The sequence below is a fragment of the Chitinophaga sp. S165 genome, assembly GCF_003182155.1.
GTDB lineage: Bacteria > Bacteroidota > Bacteroidia > Chitinophagales > Chitinophagaceae > Chitinophaga.
Genome location: NZ_QGTG01000004.1, coordinates 339,222 through 356,113 on the forward strand (window position 1 = coordinate 339,222; position 16,892 = coordinate 356,113).

The 16,892-nt window shown below is 45.4% G+C and carries 17 protein-coding genes; 15 read left to right on the forward strand and 2 right to left on the reverse strand.

Going from position 1 to position 16,892, the window contains the following annotated elements:
• Positions 1–4: 4 nt before the first annotated feature.
• From trpD to C7475_RS18680, 14 genes are all read left to right on the forward strand, one after another.
• The gene (gene trpD / locus C7475_RS18615) at positions 5–1,000 is read left to right on the forward strand and encodes an anthranilate phosphoribosyltransferase (protein ID WP_110054891.1); all 996 of its coding nucleotides are present in this window, start codon (positions 5–7) and stop codon (positions 998–1,000) included.
• Positions 997–1,797 carry an indole-3-glycerol phosphate synthase TrpC gene (trpC, locus tag C7475_RS18620; protein WP_110054892.1) on the forward strand — a complete coding sequence of 267 codons (801 nt, stop codon included), beginning with the start codon at positions 997–999 and terminating at the stop codon, positions 1,795–1,797. The genes trpD and trpC overlap by 4 nt, the downstream gene beginning before the upstream one ends.
• Entirely contained in the window at positions 1,794–2,429 is a 636-nt protein-coding gene (locus C7475_RS18625; RefSeq protein WP_110054893.1) for a phosphoribosylanthranilate isomerase, read from the forward strand. Before trpC ends, C7475_RS18625 begins: the two co-directional genes overlap by 4 nt.
• Positions 2,430–2,436: 7 nt before the next feature.
• Positions 2,437–3,663: a tryptophan synthase subunit beta gene (gene trpB, locus C7475_RS18630; RefSeq protein ID WP_110054894.1), complete on the forward strand. Its 1,227-nt coding sequence runs from the start codon at positions 2,437–2,439 to the stop codon at positions 3,661–3,663.
• A gap of 9 nt (positions 3,664–3,672) precedes the next feature.
• Positions 3,673–4,443 (forward strand): tryptophan synthase subunit alpha, encoded by a 771-nt coding sequence (gene trpA / locus C7475_RS18635; protein WP_110054895.1) that lies wholly within the window; start codon positions 3,673–3,675, stop codon positions 4,441–4,443.
• A 13-nt stretch (positions 4,444–4,456) separates the two neighbouring features.
• The gene (hisH, locus tag C7475_RS18640; RefSeq protein ID WP_110054896.1) at positions 4,457–5,050 is read left to right on the forward strand and encodes an imidazole glycerol phosphate synthase subunit HisH; all 594 of its coding nucleotides are present in this window, start codon (positions 4,457–4,459) and stop codon (positions 5,048–5,050) included.
• Positions 5,051–5,056: 6 nt separating this feature from the next.
• The gene (gene hisA, locus C7475_RS18645; RefSeq protein WP_110054897.1) at positions 5,057–6,211 is read left to right on the forward strand and encodes a 1-(5-phosphoribosyl)-5-[(5-phosphoribosylamino)methylideneamino]imidazole-4-carboxamide isomerase; all 1,155 of its coding nucleotides are present in this window, start codon (positions 5,057–5,059) and stop codon (positions 6,209–6,211) included.
• Between the two features lie 56 nt (positions 6,212–6,267).
• The gene (hisF, locus tag C7475_RS18650; protein ID WP_110054898.1) at positions 6,268–7,023 is read left to right on the forward strand and encodes an imidazole glycerol phosphate synthase subunit HisF; all 756 of its coding nucleotides are present in this window, start codon (positions 6,268–6,270) and stop codon (positions 7,021–7,023) included.
• Between the two features lie 57 nt (positions 7,024–7,080).
• Entirely contained in the window at positions 7,081–7,689 is a 609-nt protein-coding gene (gene hisIE, locus C7475_RS18655) for a bifunctional phosphoribosyl-AMP cyclohydrolase/phosphoribosyl-ATP diphosphatase HisIE (protein WP_110054899.1), read from the forward strand.
• A gap of 24 nt (positions 7,690–7,713) precedes the next feature.
• Positions 7,714–8,799: a TlpA disulfide reductase family protein gene (locus C7475_RS18660; RefSeq protein ID WP_110054900.1), complete on the forward strand. Its 1,086-nt coding sequence runs from the start codon at positions 7,714–7,716 to the stop codon at positions 8,797–8,799.
• A 129-nt stretch (positions 8,800–8,928) separates the two neighbouring features.
• The gene (locus tag C7475_RS18665; RefSeq protein WP_110054901.1) at positions 8,929–10,083 is read left to right on the forward strand and encodes a TlpA disulfide reductase family protein; all 1,155 of its coding nucleotides are present in this window, start codon (positions 8,929–8,931) and stop codon (positions 10,081–10,083) included.
• 189 nt (positions 10,084–10,272) lie between these two features.
• Positions 10,273–10,629 (forward strand): BlaI/MecI/CopY family transcriptional regulator, encoded by a 357-nt coding sequence (locus C7475_RS18670; protein ID WP_110055057.1) that lies wholly within the window; start codon positions 10,273–10,275, stop codon positions 10,627–10,629.
• A 5-nt stretch (positions 10,630–10,634) separates the two neighbouring features.
• A complete protein-coding gene (locus C7475_RS18675) occupies positions 10,635–12,200 on the forward strand; it encodes a M56 family metallopeptidase (RefSeq protein WP_110054902.1) in 1,566 nt (521 codons plus the stop codon).
• 351 nt (positions 12,201–12,551) lie between these two features.
• Complete coding sequence (locus C7475_RS18680; protein WP_146217589.1) at positions 12,552–12,896, forward strand: hypothetical protein; 345 nt, start codon at positions 12,552–12,554, stop codon at positions 12,894–12,896.
• Between the two features lie 158 nt (positions 12,897–13,054).
• Here C7475_RS18680 and C7475_RS18685 read toward each other — a convergent pair whose 3' ends face one another.
• Complete coding sequence (locus tag C7475_RS18685; protein ID WP_110054904.1) at positions 13,055–14,107, reverse strand: formylglycine-generating enzyme family protein; 1,053 nt, start codon at positions 14,105–14,107, stop codon at positions 13,055–13,057.
• Between the two features lie 102 nt (positions 14,108–14,209).
• On the opposite strand from C7475_RS18685, the gene C7475_RS18690 reads away from it, so the two are divergent.
• Positions 14,210–15,571 (forward strand): GH1 family beta-glucosidase, encoded by a 1,362-nt coding sequence (locus tag C7475_RS18690; protein ID WP_110054905.1) that lies wholly within the window; start codon positions 14,210–14,212, stop codon positions 15,569–15,571.
• Between the two features lie 72 nt (positions 15,572–15,643).
• On the opposite strand, the gene C7475_RS18695 is transcribed toward C7475_RS18690, so the two are convergent.
• Complete coding sequence (locus C7475_RS18695) at positions 15,644–16,876, reverse strand: hypothetical protein (RefSeq protein WP_146217590.1); 1,233 nt, start codon at positions 16,874–16,876, stop codon at positions 15,644–15,646.
• Positions 16,877–16,892 lie beyond the last annotated feature (16 nt).

Sequence of the window (16,892 nt, forward strand, 5' to 3'; positions counted from 1 at the left end):
AGTAATGAAAAAGATACTTAATTACCTTTTTGAACATAAAACATTTAGCCGTGAGGCTGCCAAAGAGATACTCATGAGTATTTCAAAGGGCATGTACAATGAAAGCGAACTGGCGGCTTTTATGACAGTTTTCCTCATGCGCAGTATAACAGTAGAGGAACTGCTGGGATTCCGGGATGCTTTGCTTGAACTCTGCGTGCCCGTTAATCTGAATGGCTATGAAGTACTTGATATAGTAGGTACCGGTGGAGATGGAAAGAATACTTTTAATGTGTCAACGCTATCTTGTTTTATAGTGGCGGGCGCAGGCGGGAAAGTGGCCAAACATGGCAACTATGGCGTATCTTCCATAAGCGGAGCTTCCAATCTGATGGAGTCGGCGGGGTATAAATTCAAGAACGATGATGCTAAACTCCGGGAAGAGCTCGAGCAGGCAGGCGTTTGTTTCCTGCACGCACCATTGTTTCATCCCGCACTGAAGAATGTGGCCGGCGTTCGCCGCCAGCTGGGTATCCGTACATTCTTCAATATGCTGGGACCGCTGGTAAATCCTGCCTTTGCACAACATCAGCTGATAGGCGTTTATAGCCTCGAACTGGCGAGAGTTTATAATTATCTGTTCCAGCAGACTGACAAGCGCTATGCGATCGTTTATAGCCTGGATGGTTATGATGAGATCTCTCTGACAGCCGATACCCGTGTAATTACGAATGAGGGAGAAAAAGACTGGACGCCAGAACAGCTGGGTAAACGTAAGGTATATCCTGAAGATATATATGGCGGTAGCACTGTAGAAGCCGCAGCAAAGATCTTTATGAAGATATTGAAAGGTGAAGGGACCTGGGCGCAAAACTCGGTAGTACTGGCCAATGCTGCGATGGGATTATATTGTATGAAGAAATTTGATAATTATGCTGACTGTTTCCAGGCAGCTGTAGAGTCACTGGAATCAGGTGCAGCGCATAACGCGTTTAAGAAGTTGATAAGCTTGCAATCATGAAAAATATCCTGACAGAAATTGTAGCCCACAAGCACATAGAAGTGGCTGCCCGCAAAGAACAGCGGAGCGTGGAAGAATTAGAACAGGTATCCTGGTTCAAACGAACGCCTTTATCATTGGCGCAGTTTCTACGGGACCCTGAGAAGACGGGAATCATTGCAGAGTTCAAAAGACGGTCTCCTTCAAAAGGTCTCATCAATGGTGAAGTAACTGTGCAGGATGTAACAACGGCATATACCCGTTATGGCGCATCGGGTTTGTCAGTACTGACTGATGAAAAGTATTTTGGTGGTTCTTCGGATGATCTGCAACAGGCAAGGGCATTGAACAATATTCCTATCCTCCGGAAGGATTTTATTATCGATGAATACCAGATCCTGGAAGCAAAGGCCATCGGTGCAGATGTGATACTGCTGATAGCAGAATGCCTGACAAAGCAGGAAGTAGCACAACTGGCAGCTTTTGCAAATAACCTGGGACTGGAAGTATTACTGGAAGTGCATAGCGGCGATCAGTTGGATAAAGTGACTAATCATATACAACTAGTAGGAGTGAATAATCGTGATCTTACTACGTTTAAGGTCGATTTTAACCGCTCTTGTGAACTGGCGCCCCAGATCCCTGCAGACAAGTGTAAAGTGGCCGAAAGCGGTATCAGTAATACGGATGCGATCATTACGCTGAAGCAGGCAGGCTTCCAGGGATTCCTGATAGGAGAACATTTTATGCGGCAGGAAAATCCGCCACGGGCATTTGAGCACTTTGTAACGGAACTGGCCAATAAATCAGCACAATGAAAATAAAGGTCTGCGGTATTACACGGAAAGAAGACCTGCAACAACTGGTGAATTACCAGGTTAATTATGCCGGCTTTATATTCTATGAAAAGTCGCCGCGCTTTGCGGGACAGAAAATAGATGCCCGTACCGTCCGCGAAATAGAAGGTATCCAGAAGGTAGGTGTGTTTGTAAACGCACCGCTTGAACAGGTGCAGCGTATCATTACCGACTATGGTCTGGATATGGTACAGTTACACGGTGATGAAACACCGGAATACTGTGCAGCTATACGAAAAAGCGTACCGGTAATAAAGGCCTTCCGTGTAGGAGAGAACGTAGACTGGCCGGCATTGCTTTCGGCTTACCTGCCGGTAACAGATTATTTCCTGTTCGATACAGAAGCTGGTAAAGCATACGGTGGCACCGGCAAACGGTTTAACTGGGAATTGTTGCAGACCTATCCTTATGCACATCCGTTCTATCTGAGTGGCGGCATAGGGCTGGAAGAAACGCCTGAATTGCTGCAGATGAAATTACCGGCGCTGTTTGCAGTAGATGTGAACAGTAAGTTTGAGATCCAGCCCGGTGTGAAGAACATGGAAAAGGTACGGTTATTTACAGATCAGATTCAATCAACTTATTTAAAATAGTCATAGCATGAAGATTGCGGAAAATACATTCGGCTCTAAGTATCATGTAGATGAAAAAGGCTTTTACGGCAGATTTGGCGGCGCTTACATCCCGGAGATGTTATATCCGAATGTGGATGAGCTGCAACGCAATTACCTGGCAATACTGCGTGAACCTGGCTTCCAGGAAGAGTTTGACCAGCTGTTGCGCGACTATGTGGGCCGTCCGTCTCCTTTATACTTTGCAAAACGTTTATCTGAAAAATATAACGCGAAGATCTATCTCAAACGTGAAGATCTGAACCATACAGGTGCGCATAAAGTGAATAATACGATCGGTCAGATCCTGCTGGCAAAACGGCTGGGCAAGACACGTATCATCGCTGAAACCGGCGCCGGACAGCACGGTGTAGCTACGGCAACAGTTTGCGCGTTGATGGGATTGGAGTGTGTGGTATATATGGGCAGCATCGATATTAAGCGCCAGGCGCCGAACGTAGCGCGTATGAAAATGCTGGGAGCGACCGTAGTACCTGCTACCAGCGGTAGCCAGACCCTGAAGGACGCCTGTAACGAGGCTATCCGCGACTGGATCAATAACCCGGTTGACACCCATTATATCCTCGGTACAGCGGCAGGCCCGCATCCTTACCCGGATATGGTAACCCGCTTTCAGTCGGTGATCAGTGAAGAGATCAAAAAACAGTTGCTCGAGAAAACAGGCCGCGAAAATCCTGACTACGTGATGGCATGTATAGGCGGAGGTAGCAACGCAGCAGGTGCCTATTATCACTTCCTGGATGAACCTGATGTGAAGCTGATAGCCGTAGAAGCAGGTGGTAAAGGTGTGCATTCAGGTCATTCTGCCGCAACGACACAACTGGGTAAACTGGGTATCATCCACGCAAGTAAGACCTTGCTGATGCAAACGGAAGATGGACAGATCACCGAGCCATACTCTATCTCTGCAGGACTGGATTATCCCGGCATTGGCCCGCTGCACGCACATCTCTATGAAACAGGCCGTGCTACTTTCCTGAATGCTACGGATGATGAAGCTTTGCAGGCTGCCTACGAACTGACCCGCCTGGAAGGTATCATTCCCGCACTGGAATCATCTCACGCACTGTCTAAACTCGGGCAGGTGGCATTCAAGCCGGATGATGTGGTAGTAGTGTGTTTGAGCGGACGAGGTGATAAGGACATGGAGACTTATATTCGTAATTTGCCCGGTAATACTGGCGGTAACGTATAAATATATTTTATGAGCAATCGTATAGATCAATTATTTGCCGGCAAAAGAACAGGAGTCCTGAATATTTACTGCACAGCAGGATATCCTGAGTTGAATGATACACTGCCTGTCATGAAAGCATTACAGCAATATGGCGCGGATATTATTGAATTAGGTATGCCCTTCTCTGATCCGCTGGCTGATGGTCCTGTGATCCAGGATAGCAGCAATCGGGCCATCAGGAATGGTATGAGCTTAAAAGTATTGTTTGAGCAATTGAAGGATTTCCGTGAGCAGGTACATGTGCCTGTGTTGTTGATGGGATATTTGAACCCGGTGTTGCTGTATGGTATTGAAAACTTCTGTAAGAAATGCGCGGAAGTGGGTGTGGATGGTGTGATATTGCCTGACCTGCCAATGGATGAATATGAATCGGAGTACAAACCGGTGTTTGAGCAATATGGTCTGCACCTGGTATTCCTTGTAACGCCTGAAACCAGTGAGGAGCGGATAAGGAAAATAGATAGTCTGAGCAAAGGGTTTATATATGCGGTGTCTTCTTCCTCTACAACAGGTAAGGATAAGGACATGGGCAATCAGCAGATCTATTTCGAGAGATTGAAGTCATTGCAGCTGAAGAATCCTGTACTGATCGGGTTTGGTATCAAAGATAAAGCTACCTTTGATGCCGCTACTACTCATAGTAATGGTGGCGTGATAGGTACGGCCTTTATTCGGGCTATCGAGAATGCAACTAACCTGGATACAGCAATACAGCAGTTTGTTGCTGGCGTAAAATAGACAAGAAAAGTATATGAAAACGGTCATCATAAAGTACAATGCCGGTAATATCCGTTCCGTGATGTTCGCACTGGACCGGCTGGGAGTGGAAGGAGTGGTAACAGACGATCCTGAAGCAATTAAGGCCGCCGATAAGGTGATCTTCCCCGGTGTGGGAGAGGCTAGTTCCGCCATGCGTTATTTACAGGAAAGAAAACTCGACCAGCTGATCTCCGGTCTGAAACAGCCGGTGCTGGGCATTTGTCTGGGCATGCAGTTGATGTGTAAACACTCAGAAGAGAACGATACCAATTGCCTCGGCATTTTTGATGTGGAAGTAAAACGTTTCCAATCGCCGGTGGATAATCTGCTGAAGATACCACAGATAGGCTGGAATAACGTAACAGGATTGTACAGCACCATGTTTGAGCACGTGCCGGAGAACTCATACATGTACTTTGTACACAGTTATTATGCGGCGCTAAGTCCTTATACTGTAGCTACAACCAATTATGTGATCAACTACAGTGCTGCATTACAGAAAGACAATTTCTATGCAGTACAGTTCCACCCGGAGAAATCTGCGGGCGAAGGACAGAAGATCCTCGAGAATTTTCTGAAGTTATAAAGGACTATGCAGCCAATACAGATAAGAAGAGTTTATACAGAAGATATATTAGCACTGCGAAGGGATGTGTTATACCCTGACGCAACACCAGAGGCGATGCGCCTGGAACATGATGATGACAGTCTCCATTTCGGCCTGTTTGAAGACGCCAGGTTGCGGGGAGTAGTGACATTGGTACCCGGAAAAGAATCCGCGCAATTCCGCAAACTCGCTGTTCATCAGGAAAGCCAGGGTAAAGGGTACGGCAGCCTGTTGATGCAGTATATAGAAGATTTTTGCAGGAAGGAGCATATTACATTTTTATGGTGTAATGCCCGTAAAACGGCGGAAGGCTTTTATATAAAACGGAGCTATGAATTCTGGGGAGATCATTTTACAAAAGATAATATCGTTTTCTGCAAGATGAAATTGCAACTTGATAAAGCAACAGGGAGTGGATTTACCATCATTCCTGCTATTGACATTATAGATGGTAAGTGTGTACGTCTCACGCAGGGCGATTACGGACAGAAGAAAGTGTATAATGAACATCCGCTGGAAGTAGCCAAAGCTTTTGAGAGTATTGGCGTACGCCGTTTACACCTGGTAGACCTGGATGGAGCAAAGAAAGGAGCCGTAGTGAACTGGAAGGTGCTGGAAGCAATAGCAGGTAAAACTAACCTGGTAATAGATTTCGGCGGAGGTATTAAAACAGAAGATGATCTTCGTATTGTATATGAGAACGGAGCAGAACTGGCGACTATCGGTAGTATAGCAGTGAAGGATCCTGCGCTGTTTTCAGGTTGGGTGAAGAAGTACGGCGCTGACAAGATCTTCCTGGGGGCAGATGTGAAAGAGGAGAAGATAGCGGTAGGCGGATGGCTGGAAACCACAGATCTTTCTGTGTTTGATTTTCTTGAGGAGAATATTAAACAAGGAGTGAAGCATATTTTCTGTACAGACATTGCCAAGGATGGATTATTGCAGGGACCTTCTATCGACTTATACAAAAAGATCCTGGAACGTTTTCCGCAGATCGATTTTATTGCCAGTGGTGGCGTGAGTACAATGGCTGATGTGCATGCACTGGCGGAAGCCGGTTGCAGCGGTGTGATCGTGGGGAAAGCAATTTACGAGGAAAGGATCAGTATGGCGGAACTGGGAGCGTTCCTGAAAAATTAAGGGCTTGTTTCCGGCTGTATTGCATTCTCAATTCTTAATTCCTAATTATTCAAATCATGTTGACAAAACGTATCATTCCCTGTCTCGATATTAAAGATGGCCGCACAGTAAAGGGTGTGAACTTTGAAAATATACGCGATGCCGGTGATCCGATCGAACTGGGTGCATTATATGCAGAAAAGGGAGCGGACGAACTGGTGTTCCTGGACATCACCGCTACTAATGAGCGTAGAAAGACTTTATCTGAACTGGTAACGCGCATAGCAAGACATGTGAATATCCCATTCACTGTAGGTGGTGGTATTTCTTCTGTTGAAGATGTGAATGTTTTACTACAGTCAGGAGCAGACAAGATATCTGTTAATACTTCGGCTTTTAAACGTCCGGAACTGGTAGATGAACTGGCCCGTGAGTTTGGCAGTCAGTGTGTGGTGTTGGCGATCGATACCCGTTTTGAAGATGGTGACTGGTATGTATATCTGAATGGCGGCCGGGTGAAAACCGAGATCAAAGCTTATGACTGGGCGAAAGAAGCGGTTCAGCGCGGGGCAGGAGAGATCCTGCTGACCTCTATGAATAATGATGGTACTAAGCAGGGATTTGCTTTGGACATTACCGGAAAACTGTCGCAGAACCTGAATGTGCCTGTGATTGCGTCTGGCGGAGCGGGTACAATGGAGCATTTCATGGATGTGTTTGAAAATGCCCAGGCGGATGCTGCATTGGCCGCGAGTATTTTCCATTATAAAGAGATTGAAATTCAGGCATTAAAAACTTACCTGTACCAGAGAGGCGTAAACATCAGGTTCTGAGAAAACCACTAATTTTACCGGCCAGACGGTATTTTTACTAAAAAAAGTAACCACTGCATGTATAATAACAAACAGATAAATTTCCAGAAATGCGCAGACGGCCTGGTGCCAGCCATAGTGCAGGATTCAGCTACCCTGAAAGTCCTGATGCTGGGCTACATGAACCAGGAAGCGCTGGACAAGACCCTGCAGGAAGGCAAGGTGACCTTTTTCAGCCGTTCCAAACAGCGTTTGTGGACAAAAGGAGAGGAAAGCGGTAATTTCCTGACACTGCAGGAGATCAGGGTGGATTGTGACAGCGATACTCTGCTGATCAAGGCCATTCCGGCCGGAGTGGTATGCCATACGGGGGCAGATACCTGTTGGGAAGAAAACAATGTAAGTAATGATTTCCTGGGCAAACTGGAAAGCATCATTACAGACAGAAAGAACAATCCATCAGAGAGTTCTTATACATCGAAACTTTTTGCAAAAGGAATTAACAAGATAGCGCAGAAAGTAGGGGAAGAAGCGGTGGAAGTCGTTATAGAAGCAAAGGATGATAATGAAGAACTGTTCCTGAACGAATCGGCGGACCTTCTTTTTCATTATCTGGTGTTACTCAATGCGAAAGGCTACCAGTTATCCGATGTATTGGCCGTTCTGAAGAAAAGGCACGATAAATAACAGTTATTTTCTATATTAGTAGGGATGAAACAACTTGTTACCGGCACCCTTGCGGTGCTTTTCTCATGTACAGTCTATGCTCAACAGAAAGTATCCGGAACATTGACGGGTGCTGAAGGCAAAAAGCTCTATCTGTACTCTGATGATGATAATAGTCCGAAGGATTCAATATCCCTGAAGGGAGGCAAATTCTCGTTTAGCGTACCTGAATCTAAAGGCCCGTCTATTTATGCGGTGATCCTGGAGGGAGTACAGAATCCTTTGCTGTTTATAACTGGTAAAGAATCAGTTCAATACACACTGGATGCAAAAAGTTTTCCGATTGCTACTGCTGTAAAGGGAAATGAGGAAAACAAAACCATGCAGGCGTATCAGAAGACGTTTCTGGCACTGATTGAGCGGGCCCAGGTCCTGAATGCAGAAGCGGCGAAAATAGCGGGTGATGATGAAGCTGGCAAAAATGCATTCCGTGCGAAGGCGTCCCTGTTTAATGAAGATGTGGTGACAACCGGCAGGGATTTCATCAAAGGTCATCCTAAACAAGTGGCCAGTCTGTGGATATTGGTGAATGAATTACGCGGCCGCCTGGAGCCTGACGAGTTTGAGAAGGTTTTTAACTCACTGGACAAGCCATTGAAGGAATCAAAGTATGGGATTGCTGCTGCTAAATACCTGCGTAGTGTAAAAGGAGAAACTGAAGGAGGCGAGGCGACTGATTTTACCCAGGAAGATATCAATGGCCGGCAGATCAAGCTTTCTTCCTTCCGTGGAAAATATGTGCTGATCGATTTCTGGGCCAGCTGGTGCGGTCCTTGTCGTGCCGAGAATCCAAACGTTGTGAAGGCTTTTGAGCGCTTTAAAGACAAGAACTTCACTATCCTGGGGGTTTCTCTTGATCAGAACAAAGATCGCTGGATTGGGGCTGTAAAGCAGGATAATCTGCAATGGACCCAGGTATCCGATCTGAAGGGATGGGGGAATGAAGTAGCACAGTTATACCGTGTAAGCGCCATTCCAGCCAACTTCCTGGTCGACCCGCAAGGAAAGATCATTGCCCGTAACCTGCGTGGCAGCGCATTGGAAGCCAAACTGGAACAAATATTAAAATAATTTACTTACCGGCCTCGTACCTACACGAGGCCGCTTCTTTTATAGTCACCTCCCTCACCGTTTATCACAAACAGGTTGATTTTCCTGCCGGGATATGTGAATTTCGTTATTCTTAAATAATCTAAATCAATGAAGTCCGTAATGATGGCCGTGGCGTTTTTTGCGCCTATGGTCCTGTTGGCGCAGGAAAAATGGAAGGGTGAGCAATCATTTAAAATAGAGGGAACTGTTACTACATTACAGAAGCCAGCAAAGGTGTATCTGAATATCAGGCGTTGTGGTGATAACAAACTGGATAGCACGGATGTAAAGGATGGTAAATTTACTTTTTCCGGTGTTCTGGCCGAACCGACTATTGCCAATCTGTTGCTGAAAGTACAGGAGCCTCCTGTTCAGACAGACAGCCAGGAGACTACTGAAACAAAGAAGAGAGATTTGCTGACACTGTTCCTGGATAAAGGAGATATCACGATCACTACTGAAGACTCTATCAGTAAAGCTACTGTAAAAGGATCTGTTGCTAATAATGATTATATCCGTTTGAACGGGCAGCTGAAAGATGTTAACAGCCGCCTGGATGAACTGGAAAAGCAATACCGTCAGTTGTACATGGCTGAAGATGAAGAGGGTATGAGAAAGCTGGAACCCCAGTTTGATGAACTGGCCGCACAGCAGAAACAGATCATGGGGGATTATCTGCGGAATAATCCTAATTCGCCTATTGCATTGTACGTGTTGAATAAATATGCAGACTATGAGATCAACCTGGCCGAAATAGAACCCATATTCAACAGGTTGGGAAGACATATACGTAATACTCCTTCAGGAAAGGACTTCGCCGAAGGACTGGAGGCTGCCAAAAAAACAGCGGTAGGACAGCCGGCTATTGACTTTGCGCAGCCGGATGCTGAAGGTAAAAATATCAGCCTGGCAGCCTACAAGGGTAAGTACCTGTTAATAGGTTTCTGGGCCAGCTGGTGCGGTCCCTGCCGGGCAGAGAACCCGAACGTACTGAAGGCCTACAGTCGTTTCCGTGACAAAGGATTTGATATACTGTCCGTTTCCCTGGATGAAAAACGGGAAAAATGGCTTGCAGCGATCCAGGCCGATAATTTACTATGGACACAGGTATCCGATCTGAAGGGCTGGAAAAATGAGGTGGCGGAGAAATATGGTATCCGGGCTATTCCTCAAAACCTGCTGATCGATCCTAAGGGAAATATCATTGCCAAGAATCTTCGGGGTGATGCTTTGGAAAAGAAGCTGGAAGAGGTGCTGAAGTAAGAAGCATTGCAAACCGGGATTTAATCCGGGGACGTTGTAAAATCCCAGGCGTTAAATAATTACGAATCATCATAGAAAGAAAAACATCTGTTTAAAAACCTGGTGTTTTTCTTTTTTTATTTGGTTATTTACGAAATATTCGTAGATTTACGAAACAATCGTAGATGATTGTGTCTAAAACAAATGAATATGGAAAAGTTGACACAACAGGAGGAAGTAGCAATGTTATCCATCTGGAAAACAGGGCCTGGTTTTGTGAAGGACTTTTTGGAAGTACATCCTTCTCCGCAACCACCGTATACAACGCTGGCATCCACTATTAAGAACCTGGAAAAAAAAGGGTATCTCAAAAGTGAAAAAACAGGCAATGTATACAAGTATACGGCTGTGATAGCGGAAAGTGAATACAAACAGAAATTTATGAATGGTTTTGTAAAAGACTATTTCGAAGATTCTTACAAAGCCCTGGTCACCTTCTTCGCAAAGGAGAAGAAGATCACTCCGGAAGAACTCAAGGAAATTGTTAAGATGATTGAGAAAAACTGATAGTTATGCTTATTTATCTGCTTAAAGCCAACATCGCACTTGTTTTGTTTTATCTGGCCTACCATTTTGGATTGAGGCGACTCACTTTTTATACGCTGAACCGTTTTTTTCTATTGGGAGGTATTATATGTGCAGCGGTCTGTCCGTTCATTGACCCTTCATTATTTATACAGCAGCATCAGCCGCTGAACGCGGTTGCTGAAACCTACATACCAGATCTAACGGCTTTCCAGACGCGCCAGTCAGTGCCCTTTATGAATGTATTGGTAGAATATGTTTTTTGGGCAGGAGTAGTAGTGATGAGCATTCGCCTGATGATACAGCTATTCTCCCTGTGGAGGTTGCACAGGCATACCAGGGCAACATTTTCGCCAGACGATCAGCAGCTGAGAATAATGGAGAAGCAGGTTAACCCGTTTTCATTCATGCGTAATATTTATATCAATCCTTCCCTGCATAGTCCGGAGGAATTTACTTCCATCATCCGGCATGAGCAGGTGCATGTACGGCAGTGGCATACACTGGATGTACTGATGGGAGAGCTAAACAAGATCTTCTACTGGTTCAATCCTGGCGCCTGGTTAATGAGTATTGCGATCCGTGAGAATCTTGAATTCATCACTGACAGAAGTATTCTCAGACAGGGAATGGATGCAAAAGCTTATCAATACAGTTTAATAAAAGTAAGTGGGATCCCATATGCGACGGCCATCGCAAACAATTTCAATTTCTCACATTTAAAACAAAGGATTATGATGATGAATAAGAAAAAATCATCCCGCTATCATTTGCTACGTTATGTTGTGCTGGGAGCCATAATGGGCATTGCAGTACTATCGTTAAACTTTACAAGGGCAATAGCTAAGACAGAGACGTCTGTAAAATATGTTGCCAGTATTGTTCTTCCGAAAGATACAGTAAAACCTGCAGCACCGTGGTCGGTGCCACCACCTCCACCACCAGCTCCTCCGGCTCCTCCTGCGCCAGTGAAAGGCAAGGCCGTTCCTGCTGTGCCTCCGGCACCTGCGGCTCCGACAGCAACTGCTGTGCCGGCAGCTCCGGCAGCACCTGCACCTGTTGCAACGCCTGGAGCTACTTCAATGCAAATGGACGCGAAAAGTATCTCGTTAGGTAAGCCGTCAAATGGTCACGAACCACTGATATTCCTCGATGGCGTAAATCTCGGACATACTATGCCTGAAGGTCTGATGCCTGAAAGCATACAGTCAATTAATGTTCTTAAAGGCGAACATGCAGCTGTATATGGAGAGGATGGAAAAAACGGTGTAATACTTATTAACACCAAAGGTTATATGGGGACGAAAGCAACAAAAGATGGAAGCGCGGTACAGAAACAGCCGACTGTCGTTCAATACGTAGGTAAAGCCAACACCGGTACCGGCACCCCTGTACCAGCTGCAAATGAGGACGCCAAAACGATTTCAGACGTAAAGATTGTTGGATATGTAGGTAGTGATGGCACTGTTTCCAATGCTAATACAAATGCATCCGGTAAGACAAATACGAATGTAAATACTGATGCAGCAAAGAAAAAAACAGAAAATAAGTAAGCAATGATATCATTGCTGCATATGATTAAAAAGGGGCTAGCCATACGGTTAGCCCCTTTTTATCCAAACTAGTAAAGCATATTAAATTGTTATAGACCGTCTGAAATAGTCTTCATCTCCTAATTCTTTCCACCATAATCAGCCTACATTTAGCTTGTCATTTGACCTGCACATAGAATGTATATCCCCCAACAGAAGAATACCTGACTAAAACCAACGAATAATACCAACAAGTCGTCATCACTACAACGACTTTTTGTACAACGCTAGCTTGAAAGGACATCATTGAGTTTTCAATGAGAGGGACTTTCCATGAACAATACATTTTTCTTTACCCTTAAAACTTCAATTATGAAAACGCCCAAAATCATCCTCAGTCTTATCCTTATATCTGCACTTGTGGGTGGATTACTGGCTTTTAAAGCCAGAGAATCACAACGGTTTGTGACTTACTATTTCACAATATCAACTACCGCCTGGTCTAACCCTAATAATTGGGTGGCGGTACCATTTCTGGACTGTCCGTCGCCGAAGGAGCGTCTCTGTGGTCTGATCATTTTCAATCCGGCACTTATTCATCCCAATGGCAAACCTAAAGTTGATCAGAATCCGTTAAACGTTAATATTGCGTTTGCGATCGCTCAGACCGTGGAAATATTCCATGCTGATTTTCAAATACTCTTAAAACCACTCTAAGGGTATACTACTACATCGAATAATATTTATGCCGGAAACATGCAACAGAGCAAATGTTGCGTGTTTCCGGCATAAATACTTTTATCTGTCAGATGGTAGTATTGTTATTCGCTTTGATGCAGTAAAAGAAGGCGGGATCTTAGACTGTGGAGTTATCTTTAATTATTCCTTACACATCTGAAACCAAGATTTTCCAATCCCGATTCCGGTGATGTTTTCATTCTTGCAGTAACCCTGTAGCCGGAGCAATATTCATCCGTACACATAAAAGAACCTCCTCTGATCGTATGTTTTGCTGTAAGAGGATCATCAGGATCATAACCACTGGCAGGTCCCTGCGGATTATTATTGTTACCCGGCTGCTGATAATAGCGGCTGTCATACCAGTCGGCGCACCATTCCCATACATTGCCCGACATATCGTATAATCCGTAACCGTTAGGTACAAAGCTTTTTACAGGAGCAACTCCCGCATATCCATCCGTTTGTGTATTCAGATAAGGGAAATGTCCGTTCCAGGTATTGGCTTTAGGTTTCCCTGCTGTCAGCGCTTCAGCGCCCCATGGATAAGGTTGCTCTTTTAACCCGCCACGAGCAGCATATTCCCATTCTGCTTCGGTAGGCAGGCGTTTACCGGCCCATTTTGCATAAGCTTGCGCATCATCCCAGGAGATGTGTACAACGGGTAGCTTTTCTTTACCAGCGATATTGGTGTTTGGCCCACCTGGATGTTGCCAGCTTGCGCCTGTTACGAATGACCACCATTGAGATACATCATCCAGTGGCACCGGATGGGAGGGAGGTGTGAATACAAGGGAACCGGGTAATAGCATACTGCTGTCCGGTTCTGGAGAGCCGGGTGGTAATTGCTGCATCAACTCTTCTTTGCTGATGGGTTTCTCGGCAGTAGTAATGTATCCGGTAGTTTTTACGAAGGTCGCAAATTCGGCATTGGTCACTTCATGTTCATCCATCCAGAAACTATCCAGAGTTACAACATGACGTGGTTGCTCATCATTTCTTGCCTCCGGATCATCGGCGCCCATTGTAAATATACCGCCGGGAATAAGCACCATGTGGTTCAGAGTATCGGCTGCTGTTATATGGTCAGCCGTGCCATCTTTAGCGGCCTGCTGCGGTTGACCGTCCCGGCAGGCGTATAGCAACAGGCTCATACCCAATGTCCATCCTGTGATGTGTTTACTAAACATTCGCCTAAGATCGCTATTTTGTATGTTAAATTTCAAGCCCCTTAACAATTAAATAATGGGTTATACGAATAATCTATTGTAAACTGCAGCCTTGTTTTATCTATGGAACAATTTACGGCGCCTTTTACCCGTCAGGATTTTGGAGAGCACTTCTTATGGGGAGTGACAATTTCTGCATTTCAGAATGAAGGGGCTTGTGATGTTGATGGTAAAGGCAGGTCTATCTGGGATGAGTTTACATCAAGGAAAGGTAAGATCAAGGATGGAACAAATGCACTGATAGCAAACGACTTCTATAACCGTTACCGGGAAGATATCCTGCTGGTGAAGCAACTGGGATTTGATGTGTTCCGTTTTTCCATCTCCTGGCCGCGCATTTTGCCACAGGGTACCGGAGCCGTAAATGTTGCCGGGACCGACTTTTACCACCGGGTGATTGATGCCTGCCTGGAAGCTGGATTGACGCCTTATGTGACGCTCTATCACTGGGACCTGCCACATGCACTGGAGCTGAAAGGAGGCTGGTGCCATCGTGGGGTTATTTTTGCATTTGAAGAATATGTACGCATCTGTGTAAAAGAATATGGCGACAAAGTGAAGAACTGGGTAGTGATGAATGAGCCATTTGGCTTTACATCCCTCGGTTATATGCTGGGGGTGCATGCACCGGGAAAATTCGGGTTGTCCTATTTTCTGCCAGCCGTACATCATGTGTTGCTGGCGCAGGCAGCGGGAGCAAAGGTGATCAGAGAAATGGTGAAAGAGGCCAATATAGGGACTTCTCTGTCCTGTTCATATATTCACCCTTATTCCCGGCAAGAGGCCGATATACAGGCTGCAAAGAAGGCTGACGCCCTGTTTAACCGCCTGTTCCTTGAGCCGGTATTAGGCATGGGATATCCGGTGAACGATTTCCCATTATTGCGCCGTATTGAAAGGCGGTATGCCCTGTGGCGGGATTGGGACCAATTATCCTTTGATTTTGATTTTATTGGCGTACAGAATTACTTCCCCTTGGTGGTTCGTAGGAATGCATTCATGCCGGTGGTAGGTATTTCAGAAGTTAAGCCGAAGTTCCGCAAGGTACCGATGACAGCTCTTGGCTGGGAGATCAGTGGAGAGGGACTATATTCTATTCTTAAACAGTTTGGTGCTTATAAAGGAATTAAGCGGCTAATGGTAACAGAAAGCGGTGCTGCATTTGACGATGTTATGAGCGGTGGCGAAATAAACGACAGGGACCGCATCAGTTATTTCGAAGAATACCTTTCAGCTGTATTAAGAGCAAAGCGGGAAGGGGTACCGGTAGATGGCTATTTTGCCTGGACGCTTACTGATAATTTTGAGTGGGCTGAAGGCTACCGGGCGCGCTTCGGATTGGTGCATGTGGATATTGAAACTCAACGAAGAACAATAAAAAGTTCAGGATATTGGTTCCGGGATCTGTTGCGTGAAACGCATTGATCCGGAAAGAAAAAGAAAAAGCCCGCAGCAAGTGCTGCGGGCTTTAATTATTTCATCATTTGTCAGATCAGATCAATCGTATGTTCTACGCAGGAACCAGATATCTCTCAGTGAGAAATGGAACACACCGTTCACATAAGTTTCTTTAATCAGTCCGCCGCTGGTAGTACCGCGCTGGCCAACTTCGATACCTATGTAATAACGCAGCATATTGGATTTAGCCGGAATGGAGATACCTACGGTACCAGCTACATCCTTAATCTGATTATTGTTAACGATCAGATATGATTTGTAGTAAGAGAAACCTCCCTGTAATACAATGCCTTCACCCTGCTGCTGGCCGTATTTACGTTTGAAAGAATATTCAAGGCCGGTAGAATAGCGTTCAGAATTGGTAAGTCTGTATTTGGCGTTGACAATGCGGCTGTCGCTCCACAACTGTCTGCGCCAGTCGGCCAACCAGGTTAGGTTACCATTACCGATTGAAATACCTGCGCCATACTGTTCAGGTAAAGTATATTTTTCTCTTGCCAGATCGTCTTCGAACAGTGTAGTTTCACTTGCGTTCTGTACGATCAGCTTTTTCTCGTAGTTCAATTTGGTTTTGAAACGATAGGTAGCACCCAGGCCTAACATCCAGTGTTTACCCAGCATGCCTGCATATTGAATACCGGTGTTGAAATTAGTATTGAATGCATAGCGCTGGATCTTGGTGGATACTGTGTCGCCTCCGATATTCTCTGTTACATTGTTGGGACCGAACAGAAAGTTAGTGGACACACCAATGGAGAAATTCTTCGTTAATCTTACACCATTTGATATATACGCCTTATAAACGCCGCCATTACCTTCGGTAGTGGTAACCTGTGGAGATGTATCTATGAATGTGGTTGAAAGCAGTTTGTAGTCAACGCTGCTGAACTGTCCGAAGCCAGCGCTCATGCCCCACCTGTTATTGACTTTAAAACCCATTGCCAGTCGTTTGATGTTCACATCGCCCGCCTGTCTGTTCAGGGTAGTAGCGTCTTTGTAGGTGATGGTCTGTGCACGCAGAGATACGTCAAACATGAAATTCTGACGTGGTATAAATGCATAGGAAGCCGGGTTCAGTTCGTTAAGGTAAACATCTGAACGGCGGGCTATACCAGTACTGCCCACTCCAAAGTTGCGGGTGTAATCATGCTCTTCCTGGTCGCCGATAGCATACGCAGAATAGAGTGAATTGATACCGTGTTGTGCCATTGCTTTTCCACCGAGTAAAAGCATCAGGCCACATAAGCCGGTTGTATATTGTAATCGCTTCATGTAGTCAATTCTTGAT